Source organism: Amantichitinum ursilacus, assembly GCF_001294205.1.
Lineage (GTDB): Bacteria > Pseudomonadota > Gammaproteobacteria > Burkholderiales > Chitinibacteraceae > Amantichitinum > Amantichitinum ursilacus.
Genome location: NZ_LAQT01000008.1, coordinates 195,579 through 215,821 on the forward strand (window position 1 = coordinate 195,579; position 20,243 = coordinate 215,821).

Below are 20,243 nucleotides of genomic sequence, written 5' to 3' on the forward strand. Positions count from 1 at the left end.
TAATGGGCTACCGCGACAACATGCAGCCCGCGTCGTTTCGCGGCGTACCGTTCAAAGTCACGGATTCGGAGATGGTGGGCGGCCGCCGCCTGCAGGTGAACGAGTACCCGCAGCGCGACAAGCCGTATACCGAAGACATCGGCCGCAAGGCGCGTGAATTCACGCTGGAGGCCTTTGTCGTCGGTGACGATTACATGGCGCAGCGTGATCGCCTGCTGGCGGCGCTGGAAACGCCGGGCGCGGGCGAACTGGTGCATCCGTGGCTCGGCCGCATGCAGGTGTGTGCTGGCGAATTTCGTTACCGGGAGTCGGCTGAAGACGGCGGCATGTGCCGCTTCAGTATCCCGCTGACCGAGTCGGGCGACCTGACGTTTCCGTCGGCGCAAAGCAATGTGGCCACCACGGCGCTGGCCAAAGCCGATGCCATGCAGTCACTCGCTGAAAACCGGTTCGCCGAGGTGATCAGTACGGCCGGGCCGGATGCAATCGGCACTTCGCTGCTGACCGACCTGCAGGCCACCTGGAAAACATGGGGCGACGCCGTCGGCCTGGTGACCGGTGTGCTGGATAGTGACCTGATGGATGCCATCCACGATCCGAAGCTGTTCGCCCAGAAGCTGTTCAATCTGGCGACGGCGAACATCCCCATCCTCGGCAGCGCGCGGGCGCTGTACGGCAAGGTCACCGGCTTGCTGCGTGCCGCTGCGATGCTCGATCGCGGGCGTGGCTGGTCCGCCAGTACGGTGGGCATGCCGCTGACGCCAGTACAGATCGCGCGCAATGAGGGGGCGACGGATGCGTTGTTCCGCGGCCTCAGCGTGGTCACTGCGAGCCGCATCGCGGTGCAGGCACCTGCCGGCGTTTACGACGACACCGACGCCATGCGCTCGCAGCTGATGAGCGCGCTGGATCGCGAGCAGGTGCTGATGTCGCAGGCCGATGCGGCGGCTTCGGTAGATCAGAGCGCCGTAAGCACCCGCTCGAGCGATGCGACTGTGGATGCGGACGGTAACGCCCTGAGTGATGCCGAGCTGGCGGCGCTGATGCCGGATGCCGCGTACACGGTGGCGCGCGGCCTGCAACAGGCGGTCAGCGTGTGCCTGCGGCAGCAGATGGCGAACGAAGCCCGGCTGGTCACCATAACGCCGGTCGACGTACTGCCCGCGCTGGTGCTGGCGTATCAGCTCTATGAAGACCCGCTGCGTGGCGATGAGATTGTGGAGCGTAACCAGGTGCCCCATCCGGGCTTTGTGCCGGTGGAACCGTTAAAGGTGGTCAGCCAGTGACGACGAACAACGATGATGTGCGACTGCTGGTCAACGGCAAGGAATTCAGGGGCTGGAAGGAAGTCGGTATCAGTGCTGGCATCGAGCGCGCCGCGCGCGACTTTACGCTGGCCATCACCGATCGCTGGCCCGCCACCGGCGCAGCGCCGGTGCGCGAGGTCAAGCCGGGTGACGTGTGCGAGGTCTATATCGGCACGGACAAGGTGCTGACCGGGTACGTCGACGGCACGCCGGTTTCCTATGATGCGCGCAGCGTGTCGGTCAGCGTTCGCGGGCGCAGCAAGACGGCCGATCTGGTGGATTGTTGTTCGCCCAAAAGCGGGCAGTGGCGCGCGCAGACGGTCCAGTCGATTGCGACCGCCCTGGCGAAGCCGTATGGCGTCGCGGTCAAGTCGCAGGTGCCCGCAGGTACTGCCGTATCGGACTTCCAGATCCAGCAAGGCGAAACGATTTTTGAGGCGCTGGACCGGTTGCTGAAGCCCAGGCAGATCTGGGCCACCGACGATGCCGACGGCAACCTGGTGTTCCTGAAGATCGGGGCGGGCGGCTGGGCCGGGGCGGACCTGGTGCTGGGTGACAACATCCTCGCCGCGAATGCCGAGCTGGATAACAAGGACCGCTTTTCGAAATACATCTGCAACGGGCAGCGCGCGGGCGACGATCTGGACTATGGCACGGTGGTCAACGAGATCGTGGCCACGCAGACGGACGCCACGGTGCATCGCAACCGCGTGCTGGTGCTCAGTCACATCGGGCACGCCACGCAGGCGCTGTGCCAGGCGCGCGTCGAGTTCGAGGCGGTCTACCGCTTTGCCCGCAGCGTGGCGACCACGTACACCGTGCAGGGCTGGCGCACCGCCAGCGGCGCGCTGTGGATGCCCAACCAGACCGTGCGGGTGGTGGATCGGGTGATGGGCTTTGACGATGAGCTGTTGATTGTCGAAGTCGAATACCGGCTGACCAATGAGGGCCAGCGCGCTGTCCTGAAAGTCGCGCCGCGGGCCGGTTACGTCGACCGCGATCCGGTGGTGCACAAGCGCAAGGGCAAGGATTCAACGCAGGATACCGATGACGCCGAGATCTGGGCCACGCCCAGCGGCAAGTGAGGCGCTAATGGAAAGACTGGTACAGCGAATGGTGGGACCACTGGCACGCCGCATTGGCAATCTGGTGGCGCGCGGCGGTGTGCTGCTGGTGACCTCCGGCAGCAAGATGCAAAGCCTGCAGGTTTCGCTGCTGGCGGACGAACCCAAAGACAACATCGAGCATTTTGAGCCGTACGGCTATACCGCCTGTCCGCAACAGGGTGCGGAAGCGCTGGCGCTTTTCATGCAGGGCGAGCGCAGCCACGGCGTGGTGATCGCCGTGGCCGACCGCCGCTATCGCATGAAGGGGCTGAAGGCGGGGGAGGTGGCGCTGTACGACGACCAGGGGCAATCGGTTTACCTGACGCGCGCGGGCATTGTCATTAATGGCGCGGGCAAGCCGCTGACCGTGAACAACACGCCCACGGTGACCGTTAACGCGAGCGCCACCATCGAGCTTAAAACGCCGCTGCTGCACGTCGGCGGCATGATCAAGGCCGATGGCGACATCATCGACAACGCGGGCGCAGGCGGCAAATCCATGGCCAGCACGCGGCAGGTCTACAACGCGCACACGCATAACGAAAACAACAACGCGGGCGGACCCACCAGTACGCCGAATCAGGGGATGTAATGAAGCTGTTTGCCACGCTCGATGGCCAGTCCATCGACCCTTCAGACCCCCAGATCGCCCGGCTCAACCGGGCGATTCTCATTTCACTGTTCACCTGGCGACGCGCCAATGCATCGGACAACGTGGTGCTGCCAGACCGGCAGGGCTGGTGGGGCGACGCATTTGCCGATCAGGTGGGCGACCGCATCGGCAGCCGCCTGTGGTTGCTGCAGCGGGAAAAACTCACGGCGGAGACGCTGCGGCGTGCGCAGGACTACGCCACCGAGGCGCTGGCCTGGCTCATCGATGACGGGCTGGCCAGCCGGGTGGATGTCACGGCCGAGCGCATCAGTAGCGGGCTTGCGCTGGGCGTGGTGGTTTACCGCACTGAGGGCGGCCGCATGACGCTGGACCTTAACGAATTCTGGGATGAACTCAATGTATGACCGTCCACAACTGAGCACGCTGGTGCAGCGTACCGCCGCCGACATGGTGGCGCGCATGAGCCTGGACGAACTGCGCCGTTCCGACGCACTGGTAATCGCCCGCGTGCAGGCAGGCATCGAGCATGGCCTGTATGGCTTTGTCGAATACGTCATGAAGCAGATTTTTCCGTCGTCGGCCGATGAAGAGAACCTTGTACGGCATGGCCAGCTTCGCGGTGTGCCGCGTCTGGCGGCAACGTATGCCACCGGCTCGGTTGCGGTGTCTGGTGTCGCGCAGCGCACGCTACCCGCCACCACCGTCCTGCAGCGCGGCGATGGCGTGCAATACAGCGTCACTGCTGATTGCACGCTGGACGCCAACGGCAATGGCGTGGCCGCAGTAACTGCCATGGCCACGGGCGTGGCCGGTGATGCCGACGTGAACACACCGCTCATTGTGGTTAGCCCCGTCGCCGGCATTCAGTCCACCACCGTGGTGACGGCGGCTGGCGTCACTGGCGGTACCGATATCGAGTCGCTGGATGCCTGGGCCGCCCGTATCGAGGCGCGCTGGCGGCAGGCACCCCATGGCGGTGCGGTTTTCGATTATGTCACCTGGGCCAAAGAGGTCGCCGGAGTTACCCGCGCCTGGGAAATTCCGGCGCTGTTCGGCCTGGGTACGATCGGGCTGCTGTTCGTGCGCGATGGTGACGCGTCGCTGATTCCGGGCGCGACACAGGTCGCTGCAGTGCAAAGCTATATCGACGGGAAGCGGCCGGTCACCGCGCAGCTGACGGTCATGGCACCGACGCCGAAGCCGGTCGCCTTTGTGGTGTCGGTGACGCCGGGTACCGCTGCGGTCAAGGCGGCTGTAGAGCAGGCCTTGCGCGACCTGTGCGCACGCGAGGCGCAGCCGGGCGGCACCTTGCTGATCAGCCACATCCGCGAAGCGGTCAGCAGTGCCACCGGCGAAACCGACAATACCGTTGTTTCTCCGGTGGCCAACATCACGACGAACCTGACCGAGATGGTCACGTTCGGCAGCATCACGTTCCAGTAAGGGCATCCATGGATTCGACCAACTATCTGCACCAGGCGATGGCGCTGCTGCCGCCCGGCCCGGCGTGGCCAGCTGAAACCACTGGCCCGCTGGCGCGCCAGCTGGCCGCGCTGGCGGATTCGTTCGCTCGGGTCGACGCTGCAGCGCGCAGCGTGATTGATGAAAGCACGCCAGCGAATGCCTATGCATTGCTCGAAGACTGGGAGGACGCGCTGGGGCTACCCGATGAATGTTCCGTGCAGGGGTCGCAAACGCTGTCCGAGCGCCGCCAGGCAGCGAGTGCCAAATACATCGCGACCGGTGGCCAGCGTGCCGACTATTACATCGGCATCGCGCAGGCTTATGGCTACCCCAATGCGACGGTGACCGAATACAGCGCACGCAGCTATGGCCGCGCGCGCATGGGCCGGCGCTACGGCGGCTGGGAATGGAACTACGCCTGGCAGCTCAACCTGCCGGCGCAACAGGTGCTGCCGCGCATGGGCGGCGCGCCTTTTGGCGAGCCCTACAAGGTCTGGGGCAATGCTGCCCTGGAATGCACGATCAACAAACTCAAACCCGCCCACACGCGGGTTTTTTTCGTTTACGGAGGCGCTTGATTGGATTACCCCAAATCTGTACCGAACGTGAATTTGCTGAACGGCAAGTTCACTGACGGCAACCCCCTGACGGGCCAGTTGCCCAGCCTCGATACGTCCAGCTGGGCGAATGCGATCACGGATGAGCAACTGGCCATCATCGTGGCAGCAGGCCTCGCGCCCGATGAGACGAAGACCAACCAGGTCCTGACCGCTGTCCAGTTGCTGATCCGGAAACAGGTGGGCAACTTCTCCGGCTCGCAGACCGTCAGCGCCTCTAAAACGTTGACGGCGGCCATGGCGGGCACCACCACCTATGTGTCATCCGCGACCGCTGTCACGCTGACCTTGCCGCCGATCGCGTCCACCTCCTATGGCGACTGCTTCCCGCTGATGAACGCCAACGCAGGGCTCGTGACCATCGCGCCCGCTGCCGGTGAGTCGCTCTATTTCATGGGCAACGGCGTCAGCAGCAACAAGGCGCTCGGCTCGGGCGATACCGCATATGTGGTCAACATCGGCACTGGCGCGTGGAACGTGATCAGCGGTTCGATCCAGTTGGCGGTCAGTGCGGCCTTTGCTGCGCTGCGTAGCCCTTCGGGCTATCAGAAGCTGCCGGGCGGCCTGATCCTGCAGTGGGGTTCAGTGGCTGACACTGCAGCCGGCACCAACCGCGACATGCCGTACAACATCGCGTTTCCGACCGCCTGCGTCTGCCTGGAAATCTCGCCGTGGCAGAACGCGGTCGGTTTGCCGTACACCCATACGTCGCGCGGCACGACCCCCAACATCCTGCGCACGGTGTCTGCCGGCGCATGGGCCTTCGACTGGTTTGCAATCGGGTATTGACCATGACCAAATACATTCAGTTTGACGCCGCAGGCGTGCTGGCCAACCGCTTTGACGACACCGTCAACGACGATATCCCGGCCGATGCGATCGAGGTGTCTGATGACCTGTTCCAGCAGACGATGCAGGAAACGGACGGCATCTGGACGCTGCACGCCGACGGCGGCATCACAAAGCAGGCGTTCCCGCCGCCCACTGCGGAGCAGATCCAGTTCAGTAACAAGGTGATCCGTGACGGGCTGCTTGCAGTCGCGGCGCTGGCCATCGCGCCATTGCAGGACGCGGTCGACCTGGAAATCGATACCCCGGCCGAAGCGGCTTTGCTCAAGGCGTGGAAGCAATACCGCGTCGCGCTCAATCGGGTCGATCTGACGCAGGCAGTCGTGGCCTGGCCCGCAGCGCCGGGAGGTGCAGCGTAATGCCGATTTTGATCTGGTTATTGCTCCTGCCGCTCGATGTGCTGATGACGTTCGCGGCGTATCTGCTGGCTCCGCTGCTGCCGGCGCTCGCCACGGATGCAGGCTGGCTGCCTCGCGGCCTGTCGTGGTTCCAGACGCCGGACAACCCGCTCGATGGCGATGCCGATTTCAGTGCAACACACGCGGCCACGCCGCGTTATATGCGCCGTGTACTGTGGCTCTGGCGCAATCCGGCCTATGGCTTTGCATGGACGGTACTTGCGGCGCGGTTGGTCGATGGTGCGTCGTTCACCTTCGCTGGCGATCCGGCTGTGCAGGACCGGCCGGTGTTCAAGGCGGGGTGGATGTGGTTGCGCAGCGGCCGGTACTGGCACTGGTATCTGGTCTGGCCCAGTTTTACGGGCAGATGCCTGCGCATCAATCTCGGCTGGAAGCTGACCCCGGATGGCCACAACGCGAACGCCATGTTCGTCTGCTCGGCCAATCCATTCATGCGCCGCGGCTGAAAAAGAAAAACCGCCGGCAGGTGGGCTCAACCCCTGCCAGCGGCGTCAAGACATCCCCGCCAGGGAAATGTCATTGCTGAGAATAGACGATTTTTCCTGAATAACAACCGGCGAGACAGGAGTCACCCGTGCCGCACGAAAACAACCGGCCGACACTGGCCGAGGTCATGAACTCGCTGGAGGAGCTGAAAGCAAAAGTCGATGAGATCCGCAGCGGCTTTCCGGGTGGAGATCCCGGTGGCCACCGCGAGTATCACGACGCGCTGATCCGGCGCGAGGAAGAAAAGATCAAGCTGATCTCGGAAGTGCGCCTGCACATCGCCAAGGGGACTGCCTGGGCGTTGCTGGGCGGCAGCCTGATGTTTCTCTGGTTCGCAATGACCCATCTGCCTGAACTGATCGTGATGGCACGCAAATAGACCCGGCTCCGGCCGGGTTTTTTTATATCTAGAGGATTCCCATGAAAAAGACGTTTAACCGTTTCAAGTGGCGCGTTGCCCTGGCGCTGGTGTTTACAGTACTGGCCTTCGCGTTGTTCCAGCCCATCGCGCGCGCCACCGGCATTCCCGAAGTCGCCCGCGTGCTGCCCGCGCTGGCGGTCGTGTGCTGGCTCGAAATCTCGCTGCAGCTGATGCGCGCGACCTTTAACCCGAACGTCGATTTCGGCTGGATGGTGCACGAAGCGTGCGACGGCTGGGGCAATGTCACCAGCATGGCCTGGATGTTCTGGCTCGGCCATATGCTTCGCTTGGGGGCGCTGCTATGCATCGTTTACTTGGGCTGATCGCCGCGCTGTGGATCTGCGCCGCCGCGCTGGCCGCGCCGCTGCCCGGCGATGCACCGGCGCTGATTCCCCAGCTCAAGACCGAGCTGGCCAGTTTCTGGCCCGGTGTTCAACCGCGTGCGTGGGTGCCGGCGCTGATCGAGCAGGAAAGTGGCTGGAAAACCCATGCGCAGCTTAAGACCAGCCGTGAGCTGGGCTGCGGCCTGGGCCAGTTCACCAAGGCTTATGACGCCGCGGGGCGCGTGCGCTTTGACGCGCTGGCCGAAGCGCGCGGGCTGGATCGCTCTCTGGTGGGGTGGACGTGGCGCGACTGCGCCCGGGCGCAATACCAGCTACGCGCCGTGGTGTTGAAACTGCGCGTCAATGATCGCCAGTGCGCACCACTGATGGCGGACAACCGCAGCGCCAAAGCCTGCGCCGCCGCGATGTACAACGGTGGCGCTGGCTCTGTGGCCAGGCGGATCAGATCGTGCCAGGCGCAATCAGGCTGCCAGCCCGGCGTCTGGTTCGGCCAGCTCGAACGCCAGTGCCCGCAGGGCAGGGCGAAGGCGGCCGGATACGGCGAGTCGTTCTGCGATATCAACAGCCGCTATCCGGCGCGCGTCGAAGCACGCATGTGGCGTTACAGCGAGGTGATGCGATGACGAAGGTTCTGCCGTGGTGGGTGCGCTGGGCCGCACTCGGTGTGCTGGTGGTGGCCGTGGCCACCTTTTTTTACGTCCGTGGTGCGGAGGCGAAAGATGCCCAGTGGTCGTTGCGCGACAGCCAGCGCACTGCGATGGAAGCCAGCGCCGTAGCCCGGCTCAGCGAGCAGCGCCGCCGACAGGAAGCGGCGATGGCCAGCGCGGTTGCCGCGATCGACAAACAACGTTATGAGGAACAAAGCCGTGCGAATCAGGAAAACCAGCGCATGCAGCGCGTTCTTGCTGCTGGCGCTGTCCGCGTGCGCGTCGCCGCCCGTTGTGACGCCGCAGATCGATTGCCCGCGGTGGCCAGCGCCGCCGGCGTGGGTGATGGAACGCAAACAGCCGAACTTGACCCAGCGGTTGCATCAGACCTGGAAAGCATCGCAAACGATGGCGATGCCGCGATCAGGCAACTGACGGCGCTGCAGGAGATTTACGCCAGTGGCACGACGCAACACAAATAAACGTTGGTCGGGGTGCGCTTCCATCCAATAGAACAATCGTTCTATATTGTGGGCATGAAAGCGACCATCTATCAAATGCGCTTGGACGGCGCTAAATTACCCGACCGTGAATGGCAGGCCGCCCCCGTAGGGCCGGGGCGGATCACCCTCGGCTACATGTCAGGCCGCAGCGAACTGTGTGCGGTGCGCGTGCTTGAGTTCCGCAGTCCGCAGACAACAGGCGGCCTGTCCGACAGTTTGCTACCGCCGCTGTTTGAGCCAGAACTGCTCTTGATTACGAATACTCGTTTACGGTTTCGCGGTTTTCAGACGGTCGAAGGCAGCAGGCGCGCGGTGGTGCAGGAATGGTTGTGTGAGTTGGGCGAGGACGGCGAAATCCGAATCAATGTTTGACGCCCGCGCGTAGCTTGGCCGCAGCAGCCACACGTGCCTGCAATCTTTATGAAGGGTGAGTCAATATCTTAGATATCACGCTGAGCAAGTTCACTATACCAATCACGAACACGCTTTACATTTTTTGAAAAAAAACTTTGGTATGGGGGGCGGCCACTTCGCTTTATTTTTTTCACCCATTCTCGGTGCTCCGCGGGAGCGGGCATCAAATTTTTGTCGTATGCCTCTTTAAAGTTGGGAGTCGCAATTTTCGAAGGGGTTTCTTTGAATCTACCTCTGTATTCCGCAACGCACTCGTTCCCGTGATCAACCAAATCGTTTAAGAGCGCTTCAGTGAAAAAAAGAGCATTGTCGACCGACTCGTATAGATAGATGATCGAATCATGGTGGCGTGTGTCAGTCGATTTGGTCAGGGAAGATGGGACGCCAAAATAAATTTCCGCGAGTCTGTCGCCGGGATTTTCTAAAGATTTCATTTCGCTAATAATTACGTTCCGGAGCTCCAGCATTGCCAAGATGTTGTCCTGTTGCTGCAGTAGGGCATGCATCAATGCTTGCGGTCGCCCTAGCGTTGAAATCTTATTATCAATAGCATTTGCTAATCCAGCTGTAAGGATAATTGGCGGCCTGATTAATCGAAAGTCACCCGAAATATGGAAAGGTCCGACATAAAATGGGTTGGCAAGAACATCGTCATATTGCATCTTCTGCGCATTATATTTTTCGTATAAAGGCTTTGCATGCTGCTCTTTAAAAGCGATTAAAGAATTGCAAATTGTGAATGCATTCATAATTGCATTGTTCGTTTCGCGGATTTCGGTCAGCAGCAAATCGCGTCCTTTCTCTTGTGATGCGATTCTCTGCGCTGCCCAAGCACCACCCCATGCCCCAAAAAGAGCGCCGACTAAAGAAGTCGAGAACCCTGAATTTGCGACGATGGACAAGCAGGTTTTGCTAAGTAAGACGGTGCAGCCCGGCACGGTGAAGCCCCTAATGAGATTGTGAGTCTTGGTAAATTAAAAGCCAACCCGTGCACGGACGCAAGTTTGCTATGCAGCGTTTGAAGAATCGCATTGCCTCACGGTGCGAGATCCAAAACTGAGTATCGCAGGGAAGAGCAATTGGCTCTGCCACCGACTACGCATTTGAGCAAATAGACTCTTACTCCTTTGTCCTATGACTCGTCCCACTCTTCGCGGTATCTAGGGTCGGTTTCGATATAGGATTGGGTGCGAATCCAATCAGAGACTCCCCTTGCCACTCCCTGATAACCTGGAAATAAAGTGGGGCCACTGACGCCGAATTTCTCGCAGAGAATTAGCAGCTCTGAAGCTTCAAAAATCGGGAGCGTCATTTGGATCAGTGCCGCACCTCCGCGGATTGGCCTGGTCGCCGTCGACAGTACATCGGGCGATTCCTCCAACCCTGCTCGCCGGAAGTCCGCTTCGTCCAGATCTGATTGATTCAGGGTAAATAGCCCGGATTGGGCAGCTTGATTTTGACTTGTACCACCGGGCGTCTCCACAACTCGAAGTCGTTTCCAGTTCTGGCAATTCGATATATTCAGTGCCCAAATGGCTAGCTGTTGATTCGGATTGACATATTCGTGTGGTGCGGAACTTGCGGCGAAATAAGCAGCCACATAACTGCGCCGGCTCCAGTCGAGTAGGCGGGTCGCAACTCCGTAGTGCTGCGCGGCTGCTAGTACTTCGTAAAAACTCGGCGTCGGCCACGCAGCTGGTTGGTCTGCAATTAGCTTTTTGATGCCGACCGGACTGTCTAGGTCCAGTCGCATCATGCCGTTGTAACCTGGAATATTTAATCCCGAACGGTCACAGCCTTCCAGAAATTTTTCTAAGACGGCCAGTTCGAAACTGGCCTGATCAAAGCTCGATTCGTCCCCAAATGACTTCCAGCCAGTATTTTTCGCAAACGCCTCGCGGCAACTGGCGGGAATCAGTGACATAGTCGAATCCGGTTGTCCGCGAAATATGAAGGTCTCGCGGGACCAGTTTTCGTTGAGCGGTGAAAGATAGTCGAACAATTCGCGCGCCGTTTTAAACGGCACGCATTGCACAGCCTCGCTTTGCATTGGACTCACCTATTAAACTAGCGGCGGCGGCAGAATTTTTCGATTTAGAGCATCATCCTTGCGCCATTTCATGCCCTGAGTTTCGACCCAACGTTCCAAATCAGCGGCACTCAAAACGCGATGCTCAAGTATGGTAGCTACTTCGGCGATTGCTTGATGATAACCTCGACGATATGAACCTTCGCTGTGCGGATCTGCGGGTCCAACATCTGATCCCGGCTTCCAATCCCCATTTAAAAATTGCTCAAGATTAGGACCTGCCGACATTTTTATCCTCGCTAAAGTTTCGTACGAAAAATTAGCTTATCACCCGGCGCTCGGGAATGTGTACTTGGTGGGGCCATTTCCCCAGCCCAAGGAAAGGAAAGCCTGCAGCGGTGCCTTATCGCTTGCATGGGTTGCAAGCATTTGCTGCGCTGTTGCAGTGGGTCACCGCGTGGTCCGCATCGTTGATTAACATTGAGGTTGCGGAAAGGGTTGCGGAATTGCGGAAAGGATTTGCGGAAAGGATTTGCGGTTGGCGCGGACCAGATGGTCAACTGAATAAAACAAAAAAGCCCTGACTAATCAGGGCTTTTTGCATTCATTCTGGCGGAGGCCGTGAGATTCGGACTCACGGAGGACTCACATCCTCGGCAGTTTTCAAGGCTGCTGTTTTGGAGCAGCATATTGAATCAGTGTTGCTAGCGCTCCGCACTCCTGTGCAAGCTCGAAAAGGACGACATCCCCTGTTAAAAGGTGAAAACCGTTTCTAATAGCGGTCGCTAGGATAAGCACGTCTTTGGCATGGCTCGATAGCTTCTTGGCTCTTCCATCCTTCTCTTTCATGCGACCTAATAACATTTCAATCTGTCCCGAAGTGTCATCAAACTTGGATTCTCCCCAAGTTGAGGTATCCCAAATAGCGGCCTCGGTCGGAACCAGTCGCTCACCTGAATCCGGTGCGCTGCCGCCCGCGACTGAAATTCCAGCCATTAACCCGGCCGTCGAGATGGGTTTTTCAATGGTCTCGGCGAAAAGGCTTAGCAGGCGATCACGAAGATCGGCGTCTGATTTTGTGTTGCCAAGTTCGTCCCGTTGTATGTGCGTCGCGAAGTAGCGTCCATCGTCGGGCAGATCGTGGAATTCGCCTGCCACAATCGCGCAGAAGATATTCGTATCTAGCATGTAAGACGTGATTTCTGACATGTGGATTCTCCATTTCGATGGATAGCTTATTCCTCAGACAGTCTAATGATCAGGGTCGAATTGCTAGTGTTTTTTGTTAACGCAACTCCAACAGTAGCGGATGGTCACCCCCGCGAGATCGTGTCACGTACGACATGCTAACCTGTTGATCTGTATAGATGCTAATTAACACTTAATGCCACCCGCTTTCCTGTCGGAAATATAAATAAGTGATTGAAAATATGAAGAAATATAGTGTTTTGATGATATGCACCGGCAATATCTGCCGCAGCCCCACCGCCGATGGCCTGTTGCGTCATCTGGTGCGTCATGCCGGGTGGCAAGACCTGGTCGAAGTGGATTCCGCCGGCACCGATGACTATCACGTGGGCGAAGCGCCGGATCGTCGGGCGCAGCAGCATGCGCGCAAGCGTGATATCGACCTCAGCACGCTGCGGGCGCGGCAGGTTAATGCGCATGACTATGCGCATTTCGATCTGATTCTGGCGATGGACAATTCGCATCTGCGCCGCCTGCAGCAAAACGCGCCTGCGGCGTATCGGCACAAGATCAAGCTGTTTCTGGATTTCGCGCCGGACCAGCCCGAGCGCGAAGTACCTGATCCGTATTACGGCGGCCCGGACGGCTTCGAGCATGTGCTTGATCTGGTCGAGGCCGGTTGCGAAGGGGTGATGGCGCATATTGCGCACGAAACCGGGCTGCGCCTGCGTTAATGCCCCGTGGCGGTGCGTGCACCCGCGCCGCCCATCTGCCACTAAAGGCCGTAAGGATTGTTGAACCTTACAGCCAAGAGTACACTGCGCACCTTTTATTGATCCGGGTTGATCCGCTGCGTATCGGCGCGGATGCAAACAGGCCGGATTACTTAAAGATCAGGAGCTTGGGCCGCATCGCCAGGCGTTGCGCGTTTTGACCATCTGGCCAGTCCGGCCGCGGTGTTGTCAGCGTGCGATGTTTTTGCAAGGTGCGTGTCGTCCGGCTCTGCGCTGGGCGCGTTTCTTGCTACCCCACACTGTTTTTCCAGGTTCGATCTGTTGTCCGCTAGGGACGACCCTGCCACACACAAGGCGGGGCGGCCAAAGCTTTTGTTTAATCCGGCACGGTGGCCCGGTTTTGCGTTGCGCACTTGGGGCACGCAGCCGGCAGACCCGCTATAAACCATTAACTATTAAACCAATAGAGATTCCGGGGACTAATGATGCTTGAGTCGTTTTTTAAACTGAAGGAGCACGGCACGGACGTCAAGACCGAAGTGCTGGCGGGCTTTACTACTTTTCTGACGATGGCGTACATCATCTTCGTCAACCCTTCGATCCTGAAGCTCACCGGCATGGATTTTGGCGCGGTCTTCGTCGCCACGTGTCTGGCCGCGGCGCTGGGCTCGGCGGTGATGGGTCTGGTGGCCAATTACCCGATCGCGCTGGCGCCGGGCATGGGTCTGAATGCGTACTTTACCTTCTCGGTATGCATGGGCATGAAGGTGCCTTGGCAAATCGCGCTGGGCGCGGTGTTTATTTCGGGCGTGATCTTTGTGGTGGTCAGCCTGTTCAAGGTGCGAGAAGCGCTGGTCAACGCCATTCCGCATTCGCTCAAATTGTCGATTTCGGCCGGTGTGGGTCTGTTCCTGGCACTGATCGCGCTCAAGGGCGCGGGCATTGTGGTGGGTTCGCCGGCCACGCTGGTCACCCTGGGCAATATCCACTCGCCGTCGGCGCTGCTGGCCGTGTTTGGCTTTCTGCTGATCGTGGCGCTGGAATATCGCCGCGTACCGGGCTCCATCATCATCGGCATTCTGGCGGTGACCGTTATTTCGATCGCAATGGGCCTCAGCAAGTTTGGCGGCGTGTTCTCGGCGCCACCGTCGATGGCGCCCACGCTGATGCAAATGGACATCAAAGGCGCGCTCAATGCCGGTCTGGCCGGCGTGATCTTTGTATTCTTCTTTGTTGATCTGTTCGACACCACCGGCACGCTGATTGGCGTTTCGCATCGCGCGGGTCTGCTGGACAAGGACGGCAAGCTGCCGCGTCTGAAGAAAGCCCTGTTTGCCGATAGCGCGGCCATTGTTGCGGGCGCAGCGCTGGGTACTTCGTCGACCACGGCCTATATTGAATCGGCAGCCGGCACCGCCGTGGGTGGTCGTACTGGCCTGACCGCGGTGGTGGTTGCCATCCTGTTCCTGGTGGCGCTGGTATTGTCGCCGCTGGCTGGTTCGGTACCCGAATTCGCCACTGCCCCGGCCCTGTGCTACGTGGCGGTGCTGATGGCGCGTGGTCTGGCTGAAATCGAATGGGATGATCTGACCGAAGCCGCGCCGGCCGTCGTCACTGCATTCGGCATGCCGTTTACCTATTCGATTGCCGATGGCATTGCGTTTGGCTTTATCACCTACGTGGGCGTCAAGCTGCTGGCAGGCCGCTTTAAAGATCTGTCGCCGGCCGTGCTGGTCATCGCCCTGTTGTGGGTGGTCAAGTTCGCCATCTTTTGATTTGTGAGTAACCAGGATTTACCAGGATGAAAAAGCCGTTGTACGCCGACTATCTGCAATCCCATATCCGCACGGTGCCGGATTGGCCGCAAGCCGGGGTGATGTTTCGCGATATCACGCCGCTGCTGCAAAATCCCAAAACCTTCCGTTTGCTGGTGGACACCTTTGTGCACCGCTATATGGACGAAAAGCTGGATATGGTGGCAGGCGTTGACGCACGCGGCTTTATTCTGGGGGCGGTCGTGGCCTATGAGCTGAATCTGGGCTTTGTGCCGATTCGCAAAAAAGGCAAGTTGCCGTTTTTAACGGTGGCGGAAGAATACGAACTGGAATACGGTTCGGCCACTGTAGAAATCCATACCGACGCCGTCAAAGCGGGCGATCGGGTGTTGTTGATCGACGATCTGGTGGCCACGGGCGGCACCATGCTGGCTGCGGCCAAGCTGCTGGGCCGCCTGGGCGCAACCGTCGTCGAAGCGGCGGCCATTGTTGATCTGCCCGAGCTGGGCGGATCAAAACTGATCGCCGATAATCATCTACCGCTGTTTACGATCTGCGATTTTGCCGGACATTAAGAACGAGGACTTACCCGTGACGCTTGAACTCCCTGAAGCCCATACCATTATCGATAACGCTGACTGCCTGCACGACGAGCAAGAAGTGCTGGCCGCGATCGATCGACTGGGGGTGGACATTACCAAGCGGATGTCCAGCAGCAATCCGATTGTGTACACCATCATGAACGGTGGCCTGATTGTTGCCGGCCATCTGTTGCCGCGCTTGCAGTTTCCGCTGGAATGCTCCTACCTGCATGCCACGCGCTATCGCCACGAAACCAGTGGCGGCGCGCTTAACTGGCTGGTGCCGCCGCGCGACGATATGAAAGGCCGCAGCGTGCTGATCATCGACGACATCCTGGACGAAGGCCACACGCTGGCTGCCGTCATCGACCATTGCAAAAAGCTGGGCGCCAAAGAAGTGCTGGTGGCCGTGCTGGTCGACAAGCTGCATAACCGCAAGGCCCCGGGCGTGAGCGCGGACTTTGTTGGTCTGGCGGTGGAAGATCGCTTCCTGTTCGGCTGTGGCATGGATTATCAGGGCTACTGGCGCAACACGTTGTCGATCTACGCGGTGAAAGGGCTGTAAGCCACCGTAACCGTACGGGCTGTTAAAAAAGCGACTTTCGGGTCGCTTTTTTTGCGTCCTTATCGCCAGCGTGCACATTGCCCGACACAAATCGCTATAAAAGGAATTGCGCTGACACGGGCGTGGGTGCTTCTCTGATGCGTTTGGCATATGGCGTCTCCTACACTGCGTAGCGGTGGCGAGCAGCGCCATGACTAACTCGGGAGTAATAAAGCATGATCAAGCTGACTTCGTTGTTGATTGCAGCGGCGCTGGCCATTCCGGCCGCCGCATTTGCAGAGGGTGAAGCCAACGGCGCCGGTGGCGCGAATGGTGTTGCTACGCCAGAAACGTCGCAAGAAATGCCGATGCACAAGACGGCCAAAAAGCCGAAAAAAGCTAAAAAAGCCAAAGCATCCAAGCCGGCTGAAGAGCCGCAAGGCAGCGGCAGCTAAGCCCGGTTGTATCAGGCCTGTTACAAGGCCTGCGCAAAAAAGGCATGCCAGTGGCATGCCTTTTTGTATTTATTACGTCAAAATGCAGCCTGCAACCCAGGTGGTTTCCTGGGCTAAAACGTATGGCCGGATGTGCGATATTCGACGCGTGCGTCACTCACTTCGTCCGCCCCGCAGATTCAGGCGCTGCCATGATCAAAAAAATTCCGTTTGCAGATTTAAAGATCGGGATGTACGTCCACGACCTCGATACGGACTGGTTCAACCATCCGTTTATGCGTAACCAGTTTCCGGTGCGCGAGGCCTCCGAGGTCGAACGCATTCGCGCGGCGGGCATTACGTCGCTCTATATCGATACCGACAAGGGCCTCGACGTCGCCGACGCCCCCACGCGCGAAGAAGTGCGCCAGCGTGTGCACGAAGAAATGGTGCAAGCCGTCAGCGCCGAAGCGCCCATCATCCGCATGACGGTCGCCGAAGAAATGGGTCGCGCGGGCCGGATCAAGAATCAGGCCAAGGTGGCGGTGCAGCAGGTAATGAACGACGTGCGCCTGGGCAAGGTGGTGCAGGTCAGCAGCCTGGAACCGTTGGTGGAAGAAATCTCCAACAGCATCTCGCGCAGCAGCGGCGCGTTAACGGCCTTGCTGCAGATTAAAACCGCAGATGAATACACGTTTCTGCATTCGGTGGCCGTGTGCGCGCTGATGGTCAGCTTTACCCGTTCGGTGGGCTTTGATTCCAGCGTGGTGCAACTGGCAGGCATGGGCGGCTTGCTGCACGATACCGGCAAGATGAAGATTCCGTCCGAAGTGCTGAACAAACCGGGCCGGCTCACCGAGGCCGAATTCGAACTGATCAAGCAACATCCGCGGCTGGGTTGGGATGTGCTGAAAGACGTGCCCGAGATCCCCGATATTGCGCTCGACATTACGCTGCATCACCACGAGCGCTTTGGCGGCGGCGGTTATCCGCATGGCTTGCAAGGCGAGCAGATTTCCACTTTGGCGCGCATGGCCGCCGTGGTGGATGTGTACGACGCCATCACCAGCAATCGTTGTTATCACGTCGGCCTGGCGCCCACCGAAGCCTTGCGCCGCATGTGGGAATGGACCCCGTCGCATCTCGACCCCAAGCTGGTGCAAGCGTTTATCCGCATGGTGGGCATTTATCCCGTCGGCAGCATGGTCAAGCTGGAAAGCGGCCGCATTGGCGTGGTCAGCGAGTCCAATACCGAAGAGATGCTCAAGCCGCGCGTTAAGGTGTTCTTTTCCCGGCGCAGCAATTCCTATATTCCGGTGCAGGAAATCGATCTGGCGCGCGCCCCCGGTTCGGCCGACCGCATCGTCGATTACGAAGACGCCAGCGGCTATAAGGTTGATCCGATGAGGATATTGGCAGGCGTCTGACATACAGCCCCAGCGCGCGCACCCACTATCGTTGCAGGCTGATCCGCAATGCGATCAGCAACCAACAACGAGCAAACCCAACAGGGGAGTGGCGCGATGGATCAAGTACGGTATGGCGTGGTGGGCTGTGGCTGGATCAGCCAACAATATTTTTTGCCCGGTGTCGCCAACACAGGCAACTCAAGCGTGGGCGCGTTGGTGTCGGATGACGAGGCCAAACTGCGTCAGCTCGGCGATCGTTACCACGTGCCAGCCGAAGCTCGCTATGGCTACGAGCAGTTCGAGCAAATGCTGGATGCCGATGTGGTCGACGCGCTGTACATCGCCACCCCCAACTGGAAACACCTCGAATTTGCCGTCACCGCGCTGGAGCGCGGCATTCCCGTGCTGCTGGAAAAACCCGCCGCCGTGAGCGTGGCTGAATGCCAGGCGATGATCGAAGCGGCCGAGCGCGGCAACGCGCCGTTGATGTTGGCTTATCGCCTGCACTTTGAACCCGCCACGCTGGCCGCCGTCGCCGCGGTGCGCGAAGGCAAGCTGGGCGATGTGCGGCTGTTTACCTCCACCTTTGGCCAGCCGGTCGACCCGGCCAACCATCGCGCGCACAGCGGTTTCTGGGCGGGCCCGGTGGCCGATATGGGTCCGTACCCGATCAATGCCGCCCGGATGTTGTTTGGCGCGGAGCCGATCGAAGTTCACGCCACCGGCACGCGCCGCGCCGAGCTGGAATTTGATTTCCACGACACCGTCGCCGTGACGCTGCGCTTTCCGGGCGAGCGGCTGGCGCAGTTTGTCGTTAGCTATGCCGGCTCCGCGGGGGTAAACACTTATCGCATCGTCGGCACGCAAGGCGATCTGCGCGTGGAACCGTGTTTTGATCTGTCGGTGGACTATCACCACTATCTGACCATCGATGGTGAAAGCAGCCATCAAACCTTTATGCAGACCGACCACTTTGGCGGCGAAACGCAGTATTTCTCCGAATGCGTCATTCAGGGCAAAAAGCCCGAACCCGATGGTCTTGAGGGCCTGGCCGATGTACGCATCATCGCCGCCATCGAAACCGCGCTCACCACCGGCCAGCCGCAATTGCTGGAACCGTTTGACCGCGGCCAGCAGGTTGATCCCGCCAATGCGCGCCATCTCAGCCCGGTGGAATTGCCGCCGCTGGTGGATGCCGCCACGCCGCAAGGCTGATATGGCTGCCACCATGAATGCTCATACCGCTCAGGTTGCCAAAGCGCTGAAAGCCGCCATCAAACCGCCACCGCCCGCGCCAGTGGCGGCCACCTCCGATGTCGACGCCGCCAGGGCCAGCGCCAAACTGGCCGGGCTGCGTTATGTCAGCGACGACAAACCCGGCATCAGCCGCATCGTTCGGCGCGGCAAAACGCAGTACGAGCTAAAAGGCGAGCGCGTTACCGACCCGACCACGCTGGCGCGCATCAAAGCCCTGGTGATCCCGCCCGCGTGGACCGATGTATGGATCTGCCCGCAAGCCAATGGCCATCTGCAAGCCACTGGCCGCGATGCCAAAGGCCGCAAGCAATATCGCTATCACACGCGCTGGCGCGAAGTGCGCGACGAATCCAAATATCACCGCATGCTGGCGTTTGGCCACGCGCTGCCGCAAATCCGCGAGCGCGCCGCGCAAGATGTGGCGCAGCGCGGCATGCCACGCACCAAAGTGCTGGCGGCGGTGGTGTTGCTGCTGGAATCCACCCTGATTCGCGTCGGCAATGATGAATATGCCAAAGCCAATAAATCGTATGGCCTGACCACCATGCGTAATCGGCATGTGGATATCAGCGGCAATACGGTGCGGTTTCATTTTCGCGGCAAATCGGGCAAGCAACACGATATCGAACTGTCAGACCGGCGCCTGGCGCGCATCGTGCAGAAGTGCCGCGAATTGCCGGGGCAGGAGTTATTCCAGTATCTGGACGAAGACGGCGAACGCCATGGCGTCGATTCATCCGACGTGAATGAATATCTGAAAGAAATTGCAGGCGAGGATTACACCGCCAAAGATTTCCGCACATGGGCGGGCACGGTATTGGCGGCGGGCGAACTGGCGCGTAGCTGGCCATACGATTCGGATACGGAGGCCAAGCGGCATATTGCGGCCACGGTGCAGACCGTCTCGCAACGGCTGGGCAACACGCCTGCGGTGTGCCGCAAGTGTTACATCCATCCGGTGATCATCGAGGCCTATCAGCGCGGCGCCGTGCTTGATCCGGACAAAGCCCGGGCCGACATTCCGGTGCGCGAGCTGGAACTGGAAGTATTGGGCTTTCTACAGCGGCAACTAGACAGCGTGTGATCGTGTGTCGGGCGTTGC

26 protein-coding genes are annotated in these 20,243 nt (G+C 59.7%); 22 read left to right on the top strand and 4 right to left on the bottom strand.

The features are described from left to right. Positions 1–2 precede the first annotated feature (2 nt). The 14 genes from WG78_RS11010 (at position 3) to WG78_RS11075 (ending at position 9,148) form a co-directional block, all read left to right on the top strand. Entirely contained in the window at positions 3–1,286 is a 1,284-nt protein-coding gene (locus tag WG78_RS11010) for a DNA circularization protein (protein ID WP_053937869.1), read from the top strand. After that, positions 1,283–2,392, top strand: coding sequence for a phage baseplate assembly protein (locus WG78_RS11015; protein ID WP_053937870.1), 1,110 nt, complete (start codon positions 1,283–1,285; stop codon positions 2,390–2,392). Before WG78_RS11010 ends, WG78_RS11015 begins: the two co-directional genes overlap by 4 nt. 28 nt (positions 2,393–2,420) lie before the next feature. Beyond that, positions 2,421–3,005, top strand: coding sequence for a phage baseplate assembly protein V (locus tag WG78_RS11020; RefSeq protein WP_083458928.1), 585 nt, complete (start codon positions 2,421–2,423; stop codon positions 3,003–3,005). Next, on the top strand, positions 3,005–3,430 hold the full coding sequence (locus WG78_RS11025) for a phage GP46 family protein (protein WP_053937871.1): 426 nt from the start codon (positions 3,005–3,007) through the stop codon (positions 3,428–3,430). Before WG78_RS11020 ends, WG78_RS11025 begins: the two co-directional genes overlap by 1 nt. A gap of 22 nt (positions 3,431–3,452) precedes the next feature. Beyond that, positions 3,453–4,469, top strand: coding sequence for a baseplate J/gp47 family protein (locus WG78_RS11030; RefSeq protein WP_161805103.1), 1,017 nt, complete (start codon positions 3,453–3,455; stop codon positions 4,467–4,469). 8 nt (positions 4,470–4,477) lie between these two features. Next, entirely contained in the window at positions 4,478–5,068 is a 591-nt protein-coding gene (locus tag WG78_RS11035) for a YmfQ family protein (RefSeq protein ID WP_053937873.1), read from the top strand. Next, entirely contained in the window at positions 5,069–5,896 is an 828-nt protein-coding gene (locus WG78_RS11040; protein ID WP_053937874.1) for a gp53-like domain-containing protein, read from the top strand. Positions 5,897–5,898: 2 nt separating this feature from the next. After that, the gene (locus WG78_RS11045) at positions 5,899–6,315 is read left to right on the top strand and encodes a tail fiber assembly protein (RefSeq protein ID WP_053937875.1); all 417 of its coding nucleotides are present in this window, start codon (positions 5,899–5,901) and stop codon (positions 6,313–6,315) included. Then, positions 6,315–6,821 carry a DUF7338 family protein gene (locus tag WG78_RS11050; protein ID WP_053937876.1) on the top strand — a complete coding sequence of 169 codons (507 nt, stop codon included), beginning with the start codon at positions 6,315–6,317 and terminating at the stop codon, positions 6,819–6,821. Before WG78_RS11045 ends, WG78_RS11050 begins: the two co-directional genes overlap by 1 nt. 128 nt (positions 6,822–6,949) lie before the next feature. Continuing rightward, a complete protein-coding gene (locus WG78_RS11055) occupies positions 6,950–7,240 on the top strand; it encodes a hypothetical protein (RefSeq protein WP_053937877.1) in 291 nt (96 codons plus the stop codon). A gap of 41 nt (positions 7,241–7,281) precedes the next feature. Next, positions 7,282–7,605 carry a hypothetical protein gene (locus WG78_RS11060; RefSeq protein ID WP_053937878.1) on the top strand — a complete coding sequence of 108 codons (324 nt, stop codon included), beginning with the start codon at positions 7,282–7,284 and terminating at the stop codon, positions 7,603–7,605. Further along, a complete protein-coding gene (locus WG78_RS11065; protein WP_053937879.1) occupies positions 7,584–8,249 on the top strand; it encodes a hypothetical protein in 666 nt (221 codons plus the stop codon). The genes WG78_RS11060 and WG78_RS11065 overlap by 22 nt, the downstream gene beginning before the upstream one ends. Beyond that, positions 8,246–8,755, top strand: a complete 510-nt coding sequence (locus tag WG78_RS11070) for a lysis system i-spanin subunit Rz (protein WP_053937880.1) — start codon at positions 8,246–8,248, stop codon at positions 8,753–8,755. Before WG78_RS11065 ends, WG78_RS11070 begins: the two co-directional genes overlap by 4 nt. A 54-nt stretch (positions 8,756–8,809) precedes the next feature. Continuing rightward, positions 8,810–9,148, top strand: a complete 339-nt coding sequence (locus WG78_RS11075; protein ID WP_053937881.1) for a hypothetical protein — start codon at positions 8,810–8,812, stop codon at positions 9,146–9,148. Between the two features lie 68 nt (positions 9,149–9,216). Here the strand turns inward: WG78_RS11075 and WG78_RS22415 are convergent, their stop codons facing one another. The 4 genes from WG78_RS22415 to WG78_RS11090 all read right to left on the bottom strand — a co-directional run bounded on the left by WG78_RS22415 (position 9,217) and on the right by WG78_RS11090 (position 12,428). Beyond that, positions 9,217–10,092: a hypothetical protein gene (locus WG78_RS22415; protein WP_152969156.1), complete on the bottom strand. Its 876-nt coding sequence runs from the start codon at positions 10,090–10,092 to the stop codon at positions 9,217–9,219. A 230-nt stretch (positions 10,093–10,322) separates the two neighbouring features. After that, positions 10,323–11,240: an FRG domain-containing protein gene (locus WG78_RS11085; RefSeq protein WP_053937883.1), complete on the bottom strand. Its 918-nt coding sequence runs from the start codon at positions 11,238–11,240 to the stop codon at positions 10,323–10,325. 12 nt (positions 11,241–11,252) lie between these two features. Next, the gene (locus tag WG78_RS22080; protein ID WP_083458931.1) at positions 11,253–11,507 is read right to left on the bottom strand and encodes a hypothetical protein; all 255 of its coding nucleotides are present in this window, start codon (positions 11,505–11,507) and stop codon (positions 11,253–11,255) included. A gap of 375 nt (positions 11,508–11,882) precedes the next feature. Next, the gene (locus WG78_RS11090) at positions 11,883–12,428 is read right to left on the bottom strand and encodes a hypothetical protein (protein ID WP_053937884.1); all 546 of its coding nucleotides are present in this window, start codon (positions 12,426–12,428) and stop codon (positions 11,883–11,885) included. Positions 12,429–12,649: 221 nt separating this feature from the next. On the opposite strand from WG78_RS11090, the gene WG78_RS11095 reads away from it, so the two are divergent. The 8 genes from WG78_RS11095 to WG78_RS11130 all read left to right on the top strand — a co-directional run bounded on the left by WG78_RS11095 (position 12,650) and on the right by WG78_RS11130 (position 20,225). Further along, a complete protein-coding gene (locus tag WG78_RS11095) occupies positions 12,650–13,141 on the top strand; it encodes a low molecular weight protein-tyrosine-phosphatase (RefSeq protein WP_053937885.1) in 492 nt (163 codons plus the stop codon). 485 nt (positions 13,142–13,626) lie between these two features. Beyond that, positions 13,627–14,916, top strand: a complete 1,290-nt coding sequence (locus WG78_RS11100; RefSeq protein ID WP_053937965.1) for an NCS2 family permease — start codon at positions 13,627–13,629, stop codon at positions 14,914–14,916. Between the two features lie 26 nt (positions 14,917–14,942). Beyond that, positions 14,943–15,491, top strand: coding sequence for an adenine phosphoribosyltransferase (locus WG78_RS11105; RefSeq protein WP_053937886.1), 549 nt, complete (start codon positions 14,943–14,945; stop codon positions 15,489–15,491). 16 nt (positions 15,492–15,507) lie between these two features. Beyond that, positions 15,508–16,062 carry a hypoxanthine-guanine phosphoribosyltransferase gene (locus tag WG78_RS11110; protein WP_053937887.1) on the top strand — a complete coding sequence of 185 codons (555 nt, stop codon included), beginning with the start codon at positions 15,508–15,510 and terminating at the stop codon, positions 16,060–16,062. 215 nt (positions 16,063–16,277) lie between these two features. Then, positions 16,278–16,496: a hypothetical protein gene (locus tag WG78_RS11115; RefSeq protein WP_053937888.1), complete on the top strand. Its 219-nt coding sequence runs from the start codon at positions 16,278–16,280 to the stop codon at positions 16,494–16,496. 191 nt (positions 16,497–16,687) lie between these two features. Then, complete coding sequence (locus WG78_RS11120) at positions 16,688–17,902, top strand: HD-GYP domain-containing protein (RefSeq protein WP_053937889.1); 1,215 nt, start codon at positions 16,688–16,690, stop codon at positions 17,900–17,902. Positions 17,903–17,998: 96 nt separating this feature from the next. Further along, positions 17,999–19,099: a Gfo/Idh/MocA family protein gene (locus WG78_RS11125; protein ID WP_152969157.1), complete on the top strand. Its 1,101-nt coding sequence runs from the start codon at positions 17,999–18,001 to the stop codon at positions 19,097–19,099. Positions 19,100–19,112: 13 nt separating this feature from the next. Continuing rightward, positions 19,113–20,225: a DNA topoisomerase IB gene (locus WG78_RS11130; protein WP_083458945.1), complete on the top strand. Its 1,113-nt coding sequence runs from the start codon at positions 19,113–19,115 to the stop codon at positions 20,223–20,225. Positions 20,226–20,243 lie beyond the last annotated feature (18 nt).

Bases quoted from the DNA above. Each gene is read 5' to 3' on its own strand.
- WG78_RS11010 (WP_053937869.1), top strand. From the start codon at position 3: ATGGGCTACCGCGACAACATGCAGCCCGCGTCGTTTCGCGGCGTACCG.
- WG78_RS11020 (WP_083458928.1), top strand. From the start codon at position 2,421: ATGGTGGGACCACTGGCACGCCGCATTGGCAATCTGGTGGCGCGCGGC.
- WG78_RS11025 (WP_053937871.1), top strand. From the start codon at position 3,005: ATGAAGCTGTTTGCCACGCTCGATGGCCAGTCCATCGACCCTTCAGAC.
- WG78_RS11035 (WP_053937873.1), top strand. From the start codon at position 4,478: ATGGATTCGACCAACTATCTGCACCAGGCGATGGCGCTGCTGCCGCCC.
- WG78_RS11045 (WP_053937875.1), top strand. From the start codon at position 5,899: ATGACCAAATACATTCAGTTTGACGCCGCAGGCGTGCTGGCCAACCGC.
- WG78_RS11050 (WP_053937876.1), top strand. From the start codon at position 6,315: ATGCCGATTTTGATCTGGTTATTGCTCCTGCCGCTCGATGTGCTGATG.
- WG78_RS11060 (WP_053937878.1), top strand. From the start codon at position 7,282: ATGAAAAAGACGTTTAACCGTTTCAAGTGGCGCGTTGCCCTGGCGCTG.
- WG78_RS11065 (WP_053937879.1), top strand. From the start codon at position 7,584: ATGCATCGTTTACTTGGGCTGATCGCCGCGCTGTGGATCTGCGCCGCC.
- WG78_RS11070 (WP_053937880.1), top strand. From the start codon at position 8,246: ATGACGAAGGTTCTGCCGTGGTGGGTGCGCTGGGCCGCACTCGGTGTG.
- WG78_RS11075 (WP_053937881.1), top strand. From the start codon at position 8,810: ATGAAAGCGACCATCTATCAAATGCGCTTGGACGGCGCTAAATTACCC.
- WG78_RS11085 (WP_053937883.1), bottom strand. From the start codon at position 11,240: ATGCAAAGCGAGGCTGTGCAATGCGTGCCGTTTAAAACGGCGCGCGAA.
- WG78_RS22080 (WP_083458931.1), bottom strand. From the start codon at position 11,507: ATGTCGGCAGGTCCTAATCTTGAGCAATTTTTAAATGGGGATTGGAAG.
- WG78_RS11090 (WP_053937884.1), bottom strand. From the start codon at position 12,428: ATGTCAGAAATCACGTCTTACATGCTAGATACGAATATCTTCTGCGCG.
- WG78_RS11095 (WP_053937885.1), top strand. From the start codon at position 12,650: ATGAAGAAATATAGTGTTTTGATGATATGCACCGGCAATATCTGCCGC.
- WG78_RS11100 (WP_053937965.1), top strand. From the start codon at position 13,627: ATGCTTGAGTCGTTTTTTAAACTGAAGGAGCACGGCACGGACGTCAAG.
- WG78_RS11105 (WP_053937886.1), top strand. From the start codon at position 14,943: ATGAAAAAGCCGTTGTACGCCGACTATCTGCAATCCCATATCCGCACG.
- WG78_RS11115 (WP_053937888.1), top strand. From the start codon at position 16,278: ATGATCAAGCTGACTTCGTTGTTGATTGCAGCGGCGCTGGCCATTCCG.
- WG78_RS11120 (WP_053937889.1), top strand. From the start codon at position 16,688: ATGATCAAAAAAATTCCGTTTGCAGATTTAAAGATCGGGATGTACGTC.
- WG78_RS11125 (WP_152969157.1), top strand. From the start codon at position 17,999: ATGGATCAAGTACGGTATGGCGTGGTGGGCTGTGGCTGGATCAGCCAA.
- WG78_RS11130 (WP_083458945.1), top strand. From the start codon at position 19,113: ATGAATGCTCATACCGCTCAGGTTGCCAAAGCGCTGAAAGCCGCCATC.